The organism is Pseudomonas siliginis (assembly GCF_024072275.1).
Taxonomy (GTDB): Bacteria; Pseudomonadota; Gammaproteobacteria; order Pseudomonadales; family Pseudomonadaceae; genus Aquipseudomonas; species Aquipseudomonas siliginis.
The window spans coordinates 4,661,002-4,677,875 of record NZ_CP099598.1 but is presented as its reverse complement, the minus strand read 5'-3'; the positions used below and the strand labels follow the sequence as shown (position 1 = coordinate 4,677,875).

General features: G+C 59.7%; 18 protein-coding genes. 8 read left to right on the top strand and 10 right to left on the bottom strand.

The features are described from left to right. Positions 1-139: 139 nt before the first annotated feature. On the top strand, positions 140-766 hold the full coding sequence (locus NF676_RS21435; RefSeq protein WP_016773408.1) for a response regulator transcription factor: 627 nt from the start codon (positions 140-142) through the stop codon (positions 764-766). Between the two features lie 88 nt (positions 767-854). Here NF676_RS21435 and NF676_RS21430 read toward each other — a convergent pair whose 3' ends face one another. From NF676_RS21430 to metG, 8 genes are all read right to left on the bottom strand, one after another. Beyond that, positions 855-1,034, bottom strand: a complete 180-nt coding sequence (locus NF676_RS21430) for a PA3496 family putative envelope integrity protein (protein ID WP_041479865.1) — start codon at positions 1,032-1,034, stop codon at positions 855-857. Between the two features lie 107 nt (positions 1,035-1,141). Continuing rightward, the gene (gene nth, locus NF676_RS21425) at positions 1,142-1,780 is read right to left on the bottom strand and encodes an endonuclease III (RefSeq protein ID WP_016773410.1); all 639 of its coding nucleotides are present in this window, start codon (positions 1,778-1,780) and stop codon (positions 1,142-1,144) included. After that, entirely contained in the window at positions 1,777-2,349 is a 573-nt protein-coding gene (locus tag NF676_RS21420; RefSeq protein WP_150741899.1) for an Rnf-Nqr domain containing protein, read from the bottom strand. The genes nth and NF676_RS21420 overlap by 4 nt, the downstream gene beginning before the upstream one ends. Next, complete coding sequence (locus tag NF676_RS21415; RefSeq protein WP_252886736.1) at positions 2,346-2,951, bottom strand: RnfABCDGE type electron transport complex subunit G; 606 nt, start codon at positions 2,949-2,951, stop codon at positions 2,346-2,348. The genes NF676_RS21420 and NF676_RS21415 overlap by 4 nt, the downstream gene beginning before the upstream one ends. Continuing rightward, positions 2,948-3,931 carry an RnfABCDGE type electron transport complex subunit D gene (locus NF676_RS21410; protein WP_252886735.1) on the bottom strand — a complete coding sequence of 328 codons (984 nt, stop codon included), beginning with the start codon at positions 3,929-3,931 and terminating at the stop codon, positions 2,948-2,950. Before NF676_RS21410 ends, NF676_RS21415 begins: the two co-directional genes overlap by 4 nt. Continuing rightward, positions 3,918-4,922 carry an electron transport complex subunit RsxB gene (gene rsxB, locus NF676_RS21405; protein ID WP_252886734.1) on the bottom strand — a complete coding sequence of 335 codons (1,005 nt, stop codon included), beginning with the start codon at positions 4,920-4,922 and terminating at the stop codon, positions 3,918-3,920. The genes NF676_RS21410 and rsxB overlap by 14 nt, the downstream gene beginning before the upstream one ends. Further along, on the bottom strand, positions 4,919-5,488 hold the full coding sequence (locus tag NF676_RS21400) for an Rnf-Nqr domain containing protein (RefSeq protein ID WP_252886733.1): 570 nt from the start codon (positions 5,486-5,488) through the stop codon (positions 4,919-4,921). Before NF676_RS21400 ends, rsxB begins: the two co-directional genes overlap by 4 nt. Before the next feature lie 114 nt (positions 5,489-5,602). Then, positions 5,603-7,654, bottom strand: a complete 2,052-nt coding sequence (metG, locus tag NF676_RS21395; RefSeq protein ID WP_041479859.1) for a methionine--tRNA ligase — start codon at positions 7,652-7,654, stop codon at positions 5,603-5,605. 319 nt (positions 7,655-7,973) lie between these two features. Between metG and apbC the strand changes: the two genes are divergently transcribed. Then, complete coding sequence (apbC, locus tag NF676_RS21390; protein WP_024014150.1) at positions 7,974-9,068, top strand: iron-sulfur cluster carrier protein ApbC; 1,095 nt, start codon at positions 7,974-7,976, stop codon at positions 9,066-9,068. Between the two features lie 131 nt (positions 9,069-9,199). On the opposite strand, the gene NF676_RS21385 is transcribed toward apbC, so the two are convergent. Continuing rightward, the gene (locus tag NF676_RS21385; protein ID WP_053123391.1) at positions 9,200-9,958 is read right to left on the bottom strand and encodes an SDR family oxidoreductase; all 759 of its coding nucleotides are present in this window, start codon (positions 9,956-9,958) and stop codon (positions 9,200-9,202) included. 163 nt (positions 9,959-10,121) lie between these two features. Here NF676_RS21385 and NF676_RS21380 point away from each other — a divergent pair, with 163 nt between their 5' ends. From NF676_RS21380 to groL, 4 genes are all read left to right on the top strand, one after another. Further along, on the top strand, positions 10,122-10,847 hold the full coding sequence (locus tag NF676_RS21380) for a HugZ family pyridoxamine 5'-phosphate oxidase (RefSeq protein WP_122880719.1): 726 nt from the start codon (positions 10,122-10,124) through the stop codon (positions 10,845-10,847). Positions 10,848-10,918: 71 nt separating this feature from the next. Continuing rightward, on the top strand, positions 10,919-11,395 hold the full coding sequence (locus NF676_RS21375; RefSeq protein WP_016773418.1) for an FxsA family protein: 477 nt from the start codon (positions 10,919-10,921) through the stop codon (positions 11,393-11,395). Between the two features lie 259 nt (positions 11,396-11,654). Beyond that, complete coding sequence (locus tag NF676_RS21370) at positions 11,655-11,948, top strand: co-chaperone GroES (protein WP_007916610.1); 294 nt, start codon at positions 11,655-11,657, stop codon at positions 11,946-11,948. 50 nt (positions 11,949-11,998) lie between these two features. After that, a complete protein-coding gene (groL, locus tag NF676_RS21365) occupies positions 11,999-13,645 on the top strand; it encodes a chaperonin GroEL (protein ID WP_016773419.1) in 1,647 nt (548 codons plus the stop codon). A gap of 190 nt (positions 13,646-13,835) precedes the next feature. Here groL and NF676_RS21360 read toward each other — a convergent pair whose 3' ends face one another. Further along, positions 13,836-14,579, bottom strand: a complete 744-nt coding sequence (locus NF676_RS21360) for a phosphatase PAP2 family protein (RefSeq protein ID WP_252886732.1) — start codon at positions 14,577-14,579, stop codon at positions 13,836-13,838. Between the two features lie 207 nt (positions 14,580-14,786). On the opposite strand from NF676_RS21360, the gene colR reads away from it, so the two are divergent. Together colR and NF676_RS21350 are read left to right on the top strand one after the other, a co-directional pair. Beyond that, positions 14,787-15,470, top strand: coding sequence for a two-component system response regulator ColR (gene colR / locus NF676_RS21355; protein WP_041479855.1), 684 nt, complete (start codon positions 14,787-14,789; stop codon positions 15,468-15,470). Then, positions 15,460-16,743, top strand: a complete 1,284-nt coding sequence (locus NF676_RS21350) for a sensor histidine kinase (RefSeq protein ID WP_252886731.1) — start codon at positions 15,460-15,462, stop codon at positions 16,741-16,743. Before colR ends, NF676_RS21350 begins: the two co-directional genes overlap by 11 nt. Positions 16,744-16,874 lie beyond the last annotated feature (131 nt).

The window sequence follows — 16,874 nt, the reverse complement described above, 5'->3', positions numbered from 1 at the left end:
AATTTGTGGGAATTATCCTCAATGCCTGTAGGGAATGTCTCTGGATGCAAATGCGTGTAAAAGTTGCCATGCCTTGAAGCAAGTGACTGGGATATCGTGCGTGTTCTAAAAATTCGAACAGCGAAAACTGGACTTGCCCATGAATAAAGTGCTGATCGTGGATGACCACCCCGTCATTCGACTTGCGGTACGTATGCTGATGGAACGGCATGGCTACGAAGTCATTGCAGAAACGGATAATGGCGTTGATGCACTACAAATTGCTCGTGAACAAATACCCGATCTTGTCATCCTGGATATTGGAATACCCAAACTCGACGGGCTGGAAGTTATTGCGCGCCTGACCTCCACTGCCATGCCGGTGAAAGTGCTGGTGCTGACTTCCCAGGCTCCCGGACATTTTTCAATGCGTTGCATGCAATCGGGCGCAGCGGGTTACGTGTGCAAGCAGCAGGATTTGACCGAGTTGCTCAGTGCGATCAAGGCAGTTCTGTCCGGCTACAGCTATTTCCCCAATCAGGCGCTGCACACTGTGCGCACCAGTCTGGGCAATGCGAGTGAAGCGGACATGGTTGATCGTCTGTCCGGGCGGGAAATGATGGTGTTACAGCAGTTGGCGCGCGGCAAGACCAACAAGGAAATCGCCGATGGCATGTTTTTGAGCAACAAGACTGTGAGTACCTACAAGACTCGCCTGTTGCTGAAACTCAATGCGCGCTCTCTGGTTGATCTGATCGAGCTGGCGCAGCGTAACGGCCTGGTTTGAACGATTCGACAGCTGAGAACGTCATGGGCCGATCAAGCTCGGTTGTCGCAAAAAATGAAAAGCCTCCGTCTCGGGAGGCCTTCAGATATCACAGATCATAATCGTAGTCGGCCAATTGCCTTTGCAGTCGGCGCTCCTCAAGCAGGTTGTCGATTGTGCGACGCTTGCTAAGGTTGGTCTTGGCCACTTCAACCACCGGTTCGACCTCATCGGCGTCGGTGGCAATAAGATCCTCTTCTACATCCAGTTGCTCTGTGTCGGTACTCATGAAGTCAACTCCCGGCTAAGACTGCCTTTGGCGCTCCTTATATCGACATTACTGCGGCGGGTAAAAAAGATTTTTTCAATCGATGGATGCGAAAAACCGATGACCGCTCAATCGTCAGAAGTTTTATGTTTGTATTCGCATAGATCTTCGATGCGGCAGCTGCCGCAGCGCGGTTTACGCGCCAGGCAAACATAACGACCGTGCAAAATCAGCCAGTGATGAGAGTCGAGCAGGAATTCTTTCGGTACAAACTTCATCAACTTCATTTCAACTTCCACCACATTTTTCCCCGGCGCGATGCCGGTGCGATTGCTGACGCGGAAAATGTGCGTGTCGACCGCCATGGTCAATTGACGGAAAGCGGTGTTGAGCACCACGTTGGCGGTCTTGCGCCCGACGCCCGGCAAGGCTTCCAGTTCTTCCCGGGTTTGCGGGACTTCACCGCCATGACGCTCAACCAGCAAACGGCAGGTTTCAATGACGTTTTTCGCCTTGCTGTTGTAGAGGCCAATGGTCTTGATGTACTCGGACAGTCCCTCGACACCCAGCGCATGAATCGCGGCGGGTGTATTGGCGACGGGAAAGAGTTTGGCAGTCGCCTTGTTGACGCCGACATCGGTGGACTGCGCCGAAAGAATCACCGCAATCAGTAGCTCGAACGGCGAAGAGTAGGCCAGTTCGGTTTTCGGCTCGGGATTGTCTTCGTGCAGTCGGCGAAATATCTCAAGACGTTTTGCAGCATTCATGGGCGATGCGTTTCCTTGATGACAGAGTTGCGGCGTGTCCACGCCTGACGGGCGGCGAGAAGCAGGCCCAGTAAAACCAAAGCGCCGGGAACCAGCGTAATCAGACGCAGTCCTTCGGGGAACAAAACCAGACCTGGCCAATGCTCCGAAAGGCCTCGGCCAAGGCTGCCATAACCGATAATCTCGCGCAGCCCGCCGACTACCAGCATGAGCGCGCCGAACATTGCGCAGCGTTTGAAGCTGACAGCGACGGGCTCGCGGAAGGCACCGTGGTATTCAAACACGACGCAGTGCAAGGCGATCAGCCCTATGTAGAGCTCAGACGTCTGCTGCCATGGCAAAAACCAGCGTTGCGCCACAATATCCGCGCAACTGGTCAACGTCGCGGCGATTATCAGGCTGGCGAGCAATGCACGGGTGCCCGTGAGGCGCTCGCGCAGCGGCGACATGCAGACGGCAAATACACCGAGTACCGCGCTGAGCATCAAGGTTATCCCCAGTGCAGCGCTGAATGTTGGTGTGGCGCCCAGTAGGGGCACCAGCATCAATAAATTCACCGTGCGCTTCATGGGCCAGTCCCCAACAGCAGCGCCCGATGCTCATCGAAATAACGCAGTGCGTCATGAATTGCGTCAATGGCGGCACGGGAGGTAATGGTCGCGCCAGCGATTTGATCGAACTCCCCCTGATCCTTTTTCAGCGCCCAACCGGCGTCTGTGGGCTCAGTACGGGATTTGCCGATGAAGGCCTGAAGCCAGGCATTCGGCCATGCACCGATGTAACCACCCAATCCTGGCGTTTCGCGCTGCTCAAGGGTTTTCACGCCTAAAAGTTTGCCATTAGCATCAATGGCAATCAGCAGTTCCAGAGTACCTGCGTAACCTTCACTGCGACTGCGCAACAGCACCGCGACTGTCTGACCGGAGCGGGTCGCTCGATAGCCGCCCGACAGCGTGCTATGGCGCAAAGCAGGCTCGGCGAGCGTCAGCGGTTGCTCCAGCGGCTGATTGTCGTAGAGCGCGGCAGGCATGACATCGAGCAATTTGCGGCTGTCGAGCAAGCGCTGCTCGCTGGCAATCTGCGGCGCATTGCTGCGCTGCAGCACATATGTCGTACTCATGCCAACGAGTGCCAGCAGCACCACCGTCGCGACACTCGCTGAGCGATTCACGCGTTCACCTTCGACTGGCGGCTGAGGGCGAAGCGTTCGAGTGCCGGCACCAGAAGATTCATCAGCAATACCGCAAACGCGACGCCGTCCGGGTAACCACCCCACGTGCGAATCAGATAAGTCAGCAGGCCGACGCCAACACCGAACAGCAGGCGGGCAAGGGCGCTTTTCGCGCCGGACACCGGCTCGGTCACAATAAAAAATGCACCGAGCATGGTCGCGCCGCTGAGCAGGTGAAACAGCGGCGAACCATGGGAATCCGACCCCGAGCCGTTCCAGCACAACAGGCTGATGACGAACAGACTGGCGAGCATGCCCACCGGTGCGTGCCAGGAAAAGATCCGCCGCTGCAACAGCCACAGGCCGCCGAGCAGAAACGCCAGATTCACCCATTCCACACCGCGCCCGCCGAAACGGCCGAAGGCCGGGTTGCTGGCGAACAGCTCCTGCATGGTCAGGCTTTTATTGATGCGCAGACTGTCCAGTGCCGTGGCTTGCACCCAAGCGTCCGGCGCCTGCGCTGGACTGAAAACCTGTTGCAGCGCCGCAAGAAAATCCAGGCCATGAGCGGGCCAATGGGTCATCGCTTGCGGGAACAGCACCATGCTCAGGACAAAGCCAAGCATCGCCGGGTTGAACGGGTTTTTGCCGACGCCGCCATACAGATGTTTGCCGAACAACAGACCTGAAGCGGTCGCAATGACCGTCAGCCACCAAGGGCAATAAGCCGGCAGCGCGGCGGCCAGCAACATCGCACTGACCAGCGCGCTGCCATCACGCATTGCCGCTTGCACCGCTTGCCGACGCAGACAGGCGACGCCCGCTTCGACGAGCAAAGCACTGACAACCGCCAGGGAAAGGTTGATCAACACGCCCCAGCCATACAGCCAGAATAAAGCGAGCAGACCCGGCGCAGCGGCCAGCAGCACGGTGTTCATCGCCTGTTGCAGGCGATCGTCCACTGGCTCAAGGGGCGGCATGGTCTTGCACCCGGCGCTCGGCGTCACTCACGGCTTGCTCCAGTGCTGCGATCTGCTCCGGCGCAGCCTCCGCTGCCTGAGCCTTTTTCAACTCGGCGCGGCGCATGGCCAACTGGATCTTGGCTCGCTTCAGTTCGGCGTCGTTGGTAGTTGCGGGAACGGCGGGAATCACCGTTTGGCTGCTTTCCAGATTCGCCAGCGCCTGCTCGGCGGCTTCGAATTGTTGCTGCAGGACGATCAATTGCGACTGCTGCTCGAACGTCGGCGGGTGACCGAAGGCTTTCAGCGATTTGTGCAGTTGCGCTCGACTCATCGCCACATCGACCTTGGCCTTCTTCAGCGCCGCATCAGCGTTCGCGGCTTTTTGTGCACGCACCCGCTCCAGCGCAGCCTGCACCGGGTCGGCGGTCGATACTTGCGGTTGTGCCGCACGCGCGGCTCGCGCTTCACGTTCAGCCTGCTTTTGCTGTTCTTCATGCAGCAAGCGCTGGTTGCGGCGCTCGAAACGCTGGCGCGCATGGTCACGCTTTTCAGCGCGGGCGCGCTGTTCTTCGAGATCGAATGCGAGACCGCCAACCACTGGGATCGTGTTCGCAGGCAAAGGATGCATTTCTATGCAGTCAACCGGGCACGGCGCAACGCACAGATCACAACCGGTGCACTCGTCGATCAGCACCGTGTGCATGAGTTTTGCCGCGCCGACGATGGCGTCGACCGGGCACGCCTGAATGCACTTGGTGCAGCCGATGCATTCGGCCTCGCGGATAAAGGCGATTTGCGGCGGTGCCGGGCCACGGCTGATGTCCAGTTCCAGGACCGGTATTTTCAACAGCTCGGCCAGGGCGACGATGGTCTCCTCGCCGCCCGGCGGGCACTTGTTGATCGGCTCGCCGTCAACAATGCCTTGCGCATACGGTTTGCATCCGGGATGGCCGCACTTGCCGCATTGGGTCTGCGGCAGCAGGGCATCGATGCGTTGAATCAGACTCATGTTTTGATCAATCCACTGAATCCGAGAAAAATCACTGCGACCAGTCCGGCGCTGATCAGATCGATCGGCAGGCCGCGAAAGGGCAGGGGAATATCGTTGTCGACCGTGCGCTCGCGCAGGTCGCAGAACACGCTCAGCACCAGCCAGAAACCCAGCCCTGCACCCAGACTCAAAGCTGTCGCGTGCAGCAGGCCATGATCGTTTTGCGCATTGATCAAGGCCAGCCCGAGTACCCCGGCACTGCCCAGCAGCAGCGGCCACAATCCAGCGAACGGCCAATCGGGCAGGCCGCGCGCCAGCAGTTTCAGCAGCGGCGCGATCAACAACACACTCAATGGCAGAAACACGAACAGGCGCAGCGCTTCAAGCTGCAACGGCACCAATATCCACTGCCAGATCGCCTGACCGATAACGCCGACCACCACCATCAGGCACAACGTCGCCAACCCCAGCGCATGGACCTGGCGTCGGCTGCCCGCCAGCAGCGGAGCGACGCCCAGCGGCCAGTGCAACACGAAGTTGTTGAGCAGCGCAGCACTGATCAGCGTTAACACGAGTTCGGTCATGGTTCTGCCAGCGAAACGGGCGGGTGTCTCTTAAGGGTAGGCACTATCGGGCCAGATATGAAAAATCCCACCGGCATGCAGAGCACGTCGGTGGGATCGTTTTACGGCAACCTCTTACTTGATGCGCTGACCCGGCTTGGCGCCGCTGTCCGGGCTCAGCAGGTAAATCTCTTCACCACCAGGGCCCGCCGCCATCACCATGCCTTCGGAAATACCGAACTTCATTTTCCGTGGCTTGAGGTTGGCGATCATCATGGTCAGGCGACCGTCGAGCTTGGACGGGTCCGGGTAGGCGCTCTTGATCCCGGAGAACACGTTGCGTTGCTCGTCACCGATGTCGAGGGTCAGGCGCAGCAGCTTGTCGGCGCCTTCGACGTGTTCGGCCTTGACGATCAAAGCGACGCGCAAATCGATGGCGGCAAAGGCGTCGAAATCGATTTCCGGCGACAGCGGATCCTTGGCCAGTTCGCCGTTGCCCGCAGGCTTGGCTTCGCCAGTGTCGGTCTGGCTGGCGGTCAGGTCTTCTTTCGATGCGTCGGTCATGGCTTGCACTTTTACCGGGTCGATGCGGGTCATCAACGGCTTGAATTCGTTGAGCTGGTGATTAGCCAGCAGGGTGGTGTGGTCATTCCAGGTCAGCGGCGCGACGTTGAGGAACGCCTCGGCATCAGCGGCCAGCAGCGGCAGTACCGGTTTGAGGAAGATCACCAACTGGCGGAACAGGTTGATGCCGGTGGCGCAGATCGCCTGGACTTCATCCTGCTTGCCTTCCTGCTTGTTCAGCGACCACGGCGCCTTGTCGGCGATCCAGGCGTTGGCGCGGTCAGCCAGGGCCATGATTTCACGCATGGCGCGGGCGAAGTCGCGGGCCTCGTAGGCGTCGGCAATGCTCGGCGCGGCGGCGAGGAAAGCCTCGGTCAGCTCCGGCGCGGCATTGTTGTCGACCAGCAGGCCGCCGTTGCCTTTGTGGATAAACCCGGCGCAACGGCTGGCGATGTTGACCACTTTGCCGACCAGGTCGGAGTTGACCTTCTGCACGAAGTCTTCGAGGTTCAGGTCGAGGTCATCGACGCCACGGCCCAGCTTGGCTGCGTAGTAATAGCGCAGGTATTCCGGCGACAGATGATCGAGATAAGTGCGGGCCTTGATGAACGTGCCGCGCGATTTGGACATTTTTTGACCATTGACGGTCAGGTAGCCGTGCACGTTGATGCCGGTCGGCTTGCGGTAGCCGGCGCCTTCGAGCATGGCTGGCCAGAACAGCGCATGGAAATTGACGATGTCCTTGCCGATGAAATGGTACAGCTCGGCAGTCGAGTCCTTGCCCCAGAACGCGTCGAAGTCCAGCTCCGGCGTACGGTTGCAGAGGTTCTTGAAGCTGGCCATGTAACCGATCGGCGCATCCAGCCACACATAGAAATACTTGCCCGGCTCGCCCGGAATCTCGAAGCCGAAGTACGGCGCATCGCGCGAGATGTCCCACTGCTGCAGGCCGGCATCCAGCCATTCGGCGATCTTGTTGGCCACGGCGTCCTGCAGGGTGCCGCTGCGGGTCCAGGCCTGAAGCATTTCCTGGAAGTCCGGCAGCTTGAAGAAGAAGTGCTGGGAATCCTTGAGCACCGGTGTGGCGCCGGAGATCGCCGACTTCGGATCCTTCAGGTCGGTCGGTGCGTAGGTCGCGCCGCATTTTTCGCAGTTGTCGCCGTACTGGTCTTCGGTGCCGCATTTCGGGCAGGTGCCCTTGATGAAGCGGTCGGCCAGGAACATTTTCTTTTCCGGGTCGAAATACTGGGTGATCGAGCGCTGGGCGATGTGCCCGGCGTCACGCAGCTTGAGGTAGATCTGGCTCGACAGCTCACGGTTTTCTTCGGCGTGAGTGGAGTGGAAATTGTCGAAATCGACGAGGAAGTCGGCAAAGTCGGCGCTGTGTTCAGCCTGCACGTTGGCGATCAGTTGTTCCGGGGTGATGCCTTCCTTTTCCGCGCGCAGCATGATCGCCGAACCGTGGGCGTCGTCGGCGCAGACATAAATGCATTGGTTGCCGCGATGCTTCTGGAAGCGCACCCACATATCGGTCTGGATGTATTCCAGCATGTGGCCAAGGTGAATCGAACCATTGGCGTAGGGCAGGGCGCTGGTGACGAGGATCTTGCGTGGCTCGGACATGGGGCTTCGCTACTTGATGAAACGGAGGTCGGCCACTATAAAGCGCCGGCGCATATTTTTCACCCCTGCGCCACTGGGTACTTTGAGAGCTCTTGTGGCGAGGGGATTTATCCCCGCTGGGTGGCGAAGCCGCCCGAAAACCGCAAACTTCGATGTATCAGATAGTCCGAGTGCAATGGCTTTACGACTGCTGCGCAGCCGAACGGGGATAAATCCCCTCACCACGGTGGCTTTTCAGCGCAAGTAATCTGTTCGCCTCAAATCGGTGTCCAGCGTACGATAGCCGCCATTCTTTCCAGTCTTGTTATCGGAGTTGCCCATGAGCGCCGTCACTCGCGCAGCGGTGGAAGCCGTCCTCAGCCAATACACCGACCCTTACCTGAACCAGGACCCGGTCAGCGCCGGTTGCGTGAAAAACATCGAGATCATCGGTGACCGCGTCAATGTGCAGCTGGAAATCGGCTACGCCGCCGGACTGTTCAAGAGCGGTTGGGCGCAATTGCTGCAACTGGCCATCGAAAACCTCGACGGCGTGGTCATCGCTCGCGTCGAGGTCACCAGCGTGATCGCCGCGCACAAGGCCCAGGCGCAGATTCCCGGGCTGGCCAACGTCAAGAACGTCGTCGCCGTCGCTTCCGGCAAGGGCGGCGTGGGCAAATCCACCACCGCTGCCAATCTCGCGCTGGCGCTGGCGCGCGAAGGCGCCAAAGTCGGCATCCTCGACGCCGATATCTACGGCCCGAGCCAGGGCATCATGTTCGGCATTCCCGAGCGCACCCGTCCTGAGGTCAAGGATCAGAAGTGGTTTGTGCCGCTCAAGGCCCACGGCGTGGAAGTCATGTCGATGGCCTTCCTGACCGACGACAACACGCCGATGGTCTGGCGCGGGCCGATGGTTTCCGGGGCGCTGCTGCAACTGGTTACGCAAACCGCGTGGGGCGATCTGGATTATCTGGTCATCGACATGCCGCCAGGCACCGGCGACATTCAGCTGACCCTGGCGCAGAAAGTCCCGGTGGCGGGTGCGGTGATCGTCACCACGCCGCAGGATCTGGCACTGCTCGACGCACGCAAAGGCGTGGAAATGTTCCGCAAGGTCAACATTCCGGTGCTGGGCGTGGTGGAAAACATGGCGGTGCACATCTGCTCGAACTGCGGGCATGCCGAGCATCTGTTCGGTGAAGGGGGTGGCGAGAAACTGGCCACCCAGTACGGCGTCGAATTGCTGGCCTCGCTGCCGCTGTCGATGCTGATCCGCGAACAGGCCGATGGCGGCAAGCCAACCGTGATCGCCGAGCCGGACAGCCAGATCGCCATGGTCTATCAGGAACTGGCCCGCCACGTCGGCGCGCGGATCGTGTTGCAGGAAGCGGCGACACCGGCGATGCCGAACATCACCATCAGCGACGATTGATCCATCGGAAGCGCTGAAAAACCTGTGGGAGCGAGCCTGCTCGCGAAAGCGGTAGATCAGACAACCAATGGGTTGAATGACACACCGCATTCGCGAGCAGGCTCGCTCCCACATTTGTTTCAGGGTGACAGTCAGATGCGCAAGCCGCCATCCATCTCCAGAATCCGCCCGGTGTAGTAGTCGTTCTCGAAGATATACGCCGCCGAATGGGCGATCTCCTCAGGCTTGCCCATGCGCTTGAGCGGAATCCCCGACGTCATCTTCTCCAGCGCTTCCGGTTTCATGCCCAAAGTCATTTCGGTTTCGATGAAGCCCGGTGCGATGCCCGCCACGCGAATGCCGTAACGCGCCAGCTCCTTCGCCCAGGTCACGGTCGCCGCTGCGACGCCGGCCTTGGCTGCGGAATAGTTGGTCTGGCCGACATTGCCTGCGCGGGAGATCGACGAAATATTGATGATCGCGCCGCTGTTCTTCAGCTCGACCATCTTCGCTGCGACTTCACGGGTGCAGAGAAACACGCCGGTCAGGTTGACGTCGATCACCGCCTGCCACTGCGCCAGGCTCATCTTGGTCATCTCGCCGTCCTTGACCTTCAACAGCAGACCATCGCGCAGAATCCCGGCGTTGTTGATCAGGCCGTGGATGGCGCCGAAGTCTGCGGCCACTTGCGCGACCATGTGCTCGACCTGTTCTTCATTGGCGACGTTGCACAGGTAGCTGCGCGCTTCGACACCCTTGGCTTTGCAGGCGGCCACGGCGTCGTCGAGTTTTTCCTGATTCAGATCGACCAGGGCCAGCTTCGCGCCCTTGCCGGCGAAATACTCGGCCATGGAACGGCCCAAACCCTGGCAACCGCCGGTGATAATGATTACTTTGTCGTTGAGTTGCATTCGCATGTCCCGCTGGCAGGTCTGAGTTGTTTTTGTTGTCGGCAACGCTCGATCGGCACCGGTCAGGCCTGGTAGCACACGAACATTTGCCCGATGCGCGCCGGTTACTTTTCGCTGCGCGCCTGTCCGTTTTCTAGACGGAACCCATTTAAGGAGTCACAAATTGAGCGCTGAAGTGGCGAAGAATGCCCGAGAATTGCTTCTCAAGGAATACCGAGGAGTGCTGTCGACCCACTCCAAATCGATGCCGGGTTTTCCCTTTGGCTCGGTTGTGCCGTATTGCCTGGACGAGCAGGGCCGGCCGCTGATCCTGATCAGCCGCATCGCCCAGCACACGCATAACCTGCAGAAAGATCCGAAGTGTTCGATGCTGGTGGGCGAGCGCGAGGCCGACGATGTGCAGGCGGTCGGGCGGCTGACTTATCTGGCCGAAGCGCAGAAGCTCGCAGAACCGGCAGCGATTGAGGCTGCCGCCGAACGCTACTACCGCTATTTCCCCGACTCGCAGAATTATCACCAGGCCCACGACTTCGACTTCTGGGTGCTCGATCCGGTGCGCCATCGCTACATCGGCGGCTTTGGTGCGATCCACTGGATCGACGATCTGACCTTGGCCAACCCGTTCGCCGGCAAGGCTGAAATCAGCATGGTCGAGCACATGAACAGCGATCATGCCAAGGCCATCGCCCATTACGTCGAGCTGGCCGGGCTGCCGAACAGTGTGCCGGCGCAACTGGCCGGCATCGACAGCGAGGGCATGCACCTGCGCATCGGTCAGGCCGTCTACTGGTTGCCCTTCGCGGCGCCATGTAATACGCCGACACAAGTGCGCGAGGCCTTGGTTTCTCTGGCTCACGCCCAGTCCTGGCCGAAAAAAGCGCAAAGTTAAGCTTGAATTCACGCAAGGGCGACGTCATCTAGGGCTTACTGCAAGGCATTTCTTGCGTTGAGGAAACTTTGATGCGCCCTTTTCTGTTGCTCTTTCTGCTGTTTCCAGTGCTGGAGCTGTTCGTATTCGTCAAAGTGGCAGGCTCTATCGGGTTCTTCCCGGCCCTGCTGCTGATCATTCTCGGCTCGATGTTCGGTGTGTTCGTGCTGCGCGTCGCCGGTCTGGCCACCGCATTGCGTGCCCGGGAAAGCCTGAATCGCGGCGAGTTGCCCGCGCAGACCATGCTCGAAGGCCTGATGCTGGCACTGGCCGGTGGCCTGTTGATCATTCCCGGCTTCATCAGTGACGTCGTCGGTCTGGTGATGCTGTTGCCGGTCACCCGTCGTCTGCTGGCGAACAAGATGCGCCAGCGCGCCGAAGATCAGGCCATGCGTCAGCGCGCCTTCGCCGACGACCTGCAACCCCGTGGCGGCCCGGCCCCGCGCGAGCCGCTCGGTCGAGAGCCGAATGTGATCGAAGGCGAGTTCGAACACCGCGACAACAAGTGATATCAGCATCGACACGGCACCCTCGGGTGCCGTGCTCGTTTATGGCGCTTTTTTACGGTGTGGCGATGAAAAATTTTTTCCGCCAGCCCTTGTAATCGGCTTGTACGCCCCTATGTATCGGTCACCGAAAGGTTTCCGGTATTCAAACCGGACAGACTTGCGCGGTTCGCTCGACGGACCGCAACCGGCGCAGGCCGGATTCGTTAAACCCGCCGGGACTACACCGGCCGATGAAAACCACAATTAGGAGAGATCGACAATGAAGCTTCGTCCTCTGCATGACCGCGTCGTCATCCGTCGCAGCGAAGAAGAAAAGAAAACCGCTGGCGGTATCGTCCTGCCAGGTTCGGCTGCTGAAAAAGCCAACCACGGTGTGATTCTCGCTGTAGGCCCGGGCAAAGCTCTGGAAAACGGTGAAGTGCGTGCACTGTCCGTGAAGGAAGGCGACAAGGTTGTGTTCGGTCCTTACTCCGGCAGCAACACTGTGAAAGTCGATGGCGAAGACCTGCTGGTAATGAGCGAGAACGAAATTCTCGCGGTTATCGAAGGCTGATACTCCCGTTCATTTTCCCGTTACTACAAAGTATTTAAGGAATATCGATCATGGCTGCTAAAGAAGTTAAGTTCGGCGATGCCGCCCGCACCAAGATGCTCAAAGGCGTCAATGTTCTGGCTGACGCGGTAAAAGCGACCCTGGGCCCGAAAGGCCGTAACGTGGTTATCGAGAAGAGCTTCGGCGCTCCGACCATCACCAAGGACGGCGTTTCCGTCGCCAAAGAAATCGAACTGGATGACCGCTTCGAAAACATGGGCGCGCAGCTGGTCAAAGACGTTGCCTCCCGTGCCAACGATGACGCTGGTGACGGTACTACCACCGCTACCGTTCTGGCTCAGTCGATCGTCAACGAAGGCCTGAAAGCCGTCGCTGCCGGCATGAACCCGATGGACCTTAAGCGCGGCATCGACAAGGCAACCATCGCCATTGTCAAAGAGCTCAAAGCCCTGTCCAAGCCATGCGCTGACTTCAAAGCCATCGCTCAGGTCGGCACCATCTCGGCCAACTCCGACAACTCCATCGGCGACATCATTGCCGAAGCCATGGAAAAAGTCGGTAAAGAAGGCGTGATCACCGTCGAAGAAGGCTCGGGCCTGGAAAACGAACTGTCGGTTGTAGAAGGCATGCAGTTCGACCGTGGCTACCTGTCGCCATACTTCGTCAACAAGCCGGACACCATGGTTGCCGAGCTCGACGGCCCGCTGATCCTGCTGGTCGACAAGAAGATCTCGAACATCCGCGAAATGCTGCCAGTGCTGGAGGCCGTTGCCAAAGCCGGCCGTCCATTGCTGATCGTGGCCGAAGACGTTGAAGGCGAAGCCCTGGCGACTCTGGTTGTGAACAACATGCGTGGCATTGTCAAAGTCGCTGCCGTCAAGGCACCGGGCTTCGGCGACCGTCGCAAGGCAATGCTGCAGGACATCGCTGTTCTGACCGGCGGTACCGTTATCTCCGAAGAGATCGGTCTGAGCCTGGAAAGCACCACCCTGGAGCACCTGGGTAACGCCAAGCGCGTAACCCTGTCCAAGGAAAACACCATCATCGTTGACGGTGCTGGCGTGCAGGCAGACATCGAAGGCCGTATCGCCCAGATCCGCGCCCAGGTTGCCGAAACTTCCTCGGACTACGACCGTGAAAAACTGCAAGAGCGTCTGGCCAAGCTGTCCGGCGGCGTTGCAGTGATCAAGGTTGGCGCTGGTTCCGAAGTTGAAATGAAAGAGAAGAAAGCCCGCGTTGAAGACGCCCTGCACGCAACCCGCGCAGCCGTTGAAGAAGGCGTGGTACCTGGCGGTGGCGTGGCGCTGATCCGTGCTCTGGAAGCACTGACCGAGCTGACCGGCGACAACGCTGACCAGAACGTCGGTATCGCTGTGCTGCGTCGCGCTGTTGAAGCGCCGCTGCGTCAGATCGCTGCCAACTCCGGTGACGAGCCAAGCGTCGTCGTCAACGAAGTGAAGAACGGCAAAGGTAACTTCGGTTACAACGCTGCTTCCGGCGAATACGGCGACATGATCGAAATGGGCATCCTGGACCCAACCAAGGTAACCCGTTCGGCTCTGCAAGCTGCAGCCTCGATCGGCGGTCTGATCCTGACCACCGAAGCAGCGGTTGCCGACGCACCGAAGAAAGAAGGTGCAGCTGGCGGCGGTATGCCAGACATGGGCGGCATGGGTGGCATGGGCGGCATGATGTAAGCCAACCCTGGCCCTGTAACGCAAAACCCCGCTGGCGAAAGTCAGCGGGGTTTTTTATTACCCCAATTTCGAAGCTCACTGGTATCCCCCTGTGGGAGCGAGCCTGCTCGCGAAAGCGGTCTGTCATCCGACATGCAAGCCAGTTGAGCCGACAATTCGCGAGCAGGCTCGCTCCCACGGGTGCTTTATTTCAGGCATTGATCGGCTGTGTGTTCATCGCCGTCGAAGTCTTGCCAGCCGGGCGATACAGCACCCAGTAATAAGCCCCCAGGCAAATCAGCCAGCAGAAAATCGCCGTCCACACGTTGTGCGAGAAGAAGTGCGCGCCCTGCATCATGCGGCTGATCGAGAACACCGAGCCCAGTGCAAAGGCGAACACAAACGCCTGCCGCGCCAGTCGCGGGCGGCGGTCGCGCAGCACGAAGAACAGTGCAAACAGGGTGAACCCGGTCGCCGCATGGCCACCCGGCCAGCAACGTCCAGGCTTGTCCGTGGCGGGGCGATGTTCCATGAGTTTGCTGTAGGTCTCGTGGCCACCGAATTGCTCCAGGCTCCATGGGCACTGCACAGCGGTGACGGCTTTGACCGGAGTGACAAATGAAGTCGCCAGCCCCAGCGACAGCACCAGGCAGCCCAGTTCGCGCTTGAACGGTTTCAGCCGTTCGATGAAAAACGCGCCGATGAAACCCAGAATGGCAAACACCGAGAAGCCGATCACCAGCTGTTTCGCCCGGTCATGCAGGATGTCTTCAAGAAAAAAGCTGTGCCGTCCGATGAAATCCCCGGCGACCGGGTCGTAGAACATTTGCGCCAGAACCATGTCCAGATCGGTCAGTTCGAGCAACAGCAGAATGATCGCCGCCGCTGCGGGAATGCCCAGACACAACCACCAGTTGAGCGGTCTTGCAGCGGGAAGGGCAGAGGTCGACACCATGGCAGGTTCCTTGGTCGATGAACGGAGGAGAGAGCGTAATCGCGCGGAGTCTGCGCGCGCTGGCGTCGGCGATTTGTTAACCGAAAGTGAAAAAAACGTCGCAGCGCGCAGTGCAGGTTTATCGAAAAACGCCCCTAGCCCTGAGCCACACTTGGCCGTAAGCTGCGCGGGCCAAGACGGCCGTTACCCCGTTCGGAGGAGATGTCCATGCGAATTCTGCTGGTCGAAGACAACCGTGACATCCTGGCCAATCTGGCCGACTACCTGGGCCTCAAGGGCTATACCGTCGATTGCGCCCAGGATGGTCTGTCCGGTCTGCATCTGGCGGCGACCGAGCATTACGATCTGATCGTGCTCGACATCATGCTGCCCGGCATCGACGGCTACACCTTGTGCAAACGCCTGCGCGAAGACGCCCGGCGTGACACGCCGGTGATCATGCTCACCGCCCGCGATCAACTCGACGACCGGCTGCAAGGCTTCAAGTCCGGCGCCGACGATTACCTGATCAAACCGTTTGCGCTGTCTGAGCTAGCGGCCCGCGTCGAAGCGGTCATGCGCCGTGCTCAGGGCGGCGGTCGCCGGGCGTTGCAGGTCGGTGACCTGAGCTACGACCTCGACACCCTGGAAGTGACCCGCGAAGGCAAGCTGCTCAAGCTCAACCCGGTCGGCCTCAAGCTGCTCGCGGTGTTGATGCAGAAGAGCCCGCACGTGCTGCGTCGGGAGATTCTTGAAGAAGCGCTGTGGGGCGATGACTGCCCGGACAGCGACAGCCTGCGCAGCCATGTCCACCAATTGCGCCAGGTGATCGACAAGCCATTCGCCAAGCCACTGCTGCACACCGTGCACGGTGTCGGTTATCGCTTGGCCGAGGGGCGAGATGGAGTTTAAGCAGAGTCTTTCCCAGCGGATCATCATCGCCTTTGCGCTGATGAGCGCACTGGTCGCCGGCGCTTTCGCCATGGGCATCGTTGCGACGGTGCACCTGGTGGAAGAGAAACTGATTTCCGCAGGGCTGGGCGGCGACCTGCAACGTTTGCTGCTGATGGACAATGTCTCCGACTGGAGCCATCGGCCCGAGCCGGATCAGTTGTTCTACTTCAGTGGCGGGCCGGGGGATTTTGACCTGCCCAAGGATCTGCGTCACCTCGATGCCGGTTTCCATGAGGTCTTTCGCGAGCAGCTGTCCTATCACGCCATGGTCGAAGTGGTGGATGGTCGGCGTTATGTCTTGCTGCAGGACCAGAGCGATTTCGAAGAGCGCGAGCGCGTGCTGTTTGCGGTGGTGCTGGTGGGCTTCGTGCTCAGCCTGGCCTTGGCGGTATTTCTCGGCTGGGTGCTCGCGCGCAAGGTGATGGCGCCGGTGGTGCGCCTGGCGCGGCAGGTCCGGCATCGCGACCAACTGCTCGGGCTGGCGCCGCCCTTGGCGCCGGACTACGCGGCGGATGAAGTCGGTGAACTGGCGGTGGCGTTCGATGCCACCCTGGGGCGCTTGCGTCAGGCACTGACCCGCGAACGTCTGTTCACCAGCGACGTCAGCCATGAATTGCGCACGCCGCTGATGGTCCTGGCCAGTTCCTGCGAACTGCTGCTGGAAAACCCCGGAGTCGATCAGCGCGGTCGCGCCCAGGTCGAGCGCATTGCCCGGGCCAGCGAGGAGATGCGCGAACTGGTACAGACCTTCCTGATGCTGGCGCGCACGCAGAACGAAGAGGCCGCAGCGGCGCCCCAGCAGAACCTCACACAGGTGGCCGAGAGCCTGCTGTGCCTGTGGCGTGAGCCGATCGAGCGCAAGGGGCTGACACTGATATTCGAGCCGGGCACCCCAGCGGATACTCGCTACAACGCGACCTTGCTGAACGCGGTGATGGGTAACCTTTTGCGTAACGCACTGCATTACACCGAACAGGGTTTCATTCGCCTGACGCTCACCGCCAACGGTTTCGTCGTTGAGGATTCGGGCGTGGGCATTCCCGAGGAAAAACGCGAGGCGATGTTCGAGCCCTTTGTGCGCGGCAGCGAGAAGCGTGGCGAAGGGCTGGGCCTGGGTTTGTCGCTTGTGCAGCGTATCTGCGAAAACCAGGGCTGGACGGTCAGCTTGAGCACGATGGACCCCAATGGCTGCCGATTCGAGGTAGATCTTGGCGTGAATGCCAGCAAATAGTGGCTCGAGGCTACTCCCGTACACCTGTCTGAATCCTGTATAACGTTGTAATAATTTACGGATTTACCTGACAGATTTTTCACAATTGGATGACCTGACGCTGACACGCCGCTGTTTAAGGTGGCGTCATC

What these genes read in the sequence shown, in the direction of transcription:
- NF676_RS21435 (WP_016773408.1), top strand. Translation starts at nt 140, where the DNA reads ATGAATAAAGTGCTGATCGTGGATGACCACCCCGTCATTCGACTTGCG.
- NF676_RS21430 (WP_041479865.1), bottom strand. Translation starts at nt 1,034, where the DNA reads ATGAGTACCGACACAGAGCAACTGGATGTAGAAGAGGATCTTATTGCC.
- nth (WP_016773410.1), bottom strand. Translation starts at nt 1,780, where the DNA reads ATGAATGCTGCAAAACGTCTTGAGATATTTCGCCGACTGCACGAAGAC.
- NF676_RS21420 (WP_150741899.1), bottom strand. Translation starts at nt 2,349, where the DNA reads ATGAAGCGCACGGTGAATTTATTGATGCTGGTGCCCCTACTGGGCGCC.
- NF676_RS21410 (WP_252886735.1), bottom strand. Translation starts at nt 3,931, where the DNA reads ATGCCGCCCCTTGAGCCAGTGGACGATCGCCTGCAACAGGCGATGAAC.
- rsxB (WP_252886734.1), bottom strand. Translation starts at nt 4,922, where the DNA reads ATGAGTCTGATTCAACGCATCGATGCCCTGCTGCCGCAGACCCAATGC.
- NF676_RS21400 (WP_252886733.1), bottom strand. Translation starts at nt 5,488, where the DNA reads ATGACCGAACTCGTGTTAACGCTGATCAGTGCTGCGCTGCTCAACAAC.
- metG (WP_041479859.1), bottom strand. Translation starts at nt 7,654, where the DNA reads ATGTCCGAGCCACGCAAGATCCTCGTCACCAGCGCCCTGCCCTACGCC.
- apbC (WP_024014150.1), top strand. Translation starts at nt 7,974, where the DNA reads ATGAGCGCCGTCACTCGCGCAGCGGTGGAAGCCGTCCTCAGCCAATAC.
- NF676_RS21385 (WP_053123391.1), bottom strand. Translation starts at nt 9,958, where the DNA reads ATGCAACTCAACGACAAAGTAATCATTATCACCGGCGGTTGCCAGGGT.
- NF676_RS21375 (WP_016773418.1), top strand. Translation starts at nt 10,919, where the DNA reads ATGCGCCCTTTTCTGTTGCTCTTTCTGCTGTTTCCAGTGCTGGAGCTG.
- NF676_RS21370 (WP_007916610.1), top strand. Translation starts at nt 11,655, where the DNA reads ATGAAGCTTCGTCCTCTGCATGACCGCGTCGTCATCCGTCGCAGCGAA.
- groL (WP_016773419.1), top strand. Translation starts at nt 11,999, where the DNA reads ATGGCTGCTAAAGAAGTTAAGTTCGGCGATGCCGCCCGCACCAAGATG.
- NF676_RS21360 (WP_252886732.1), bottom strand. Translation starts at nt 14,579, where the DNA reads ATGGTGTCGACCTCTGCCCTTCCCGCTGCAAGACCGCTCAACTGGTGG.
- colR (WP_041479855.1), top strand. Translation starts at nt 14,787, where the DNA reads ATGCGAATTCTGCTGGTCGAAGACAACCGTGACATCCTGGCCAATCTG.
- NF676_RS21350 (WP_252886731.1), top strand. Translation starts at nt 15,460, where the DNA reads ATGGAGTTTAAGCAGAGTCTTTCCCAGCGGATCATCATCGCCTTTGCG.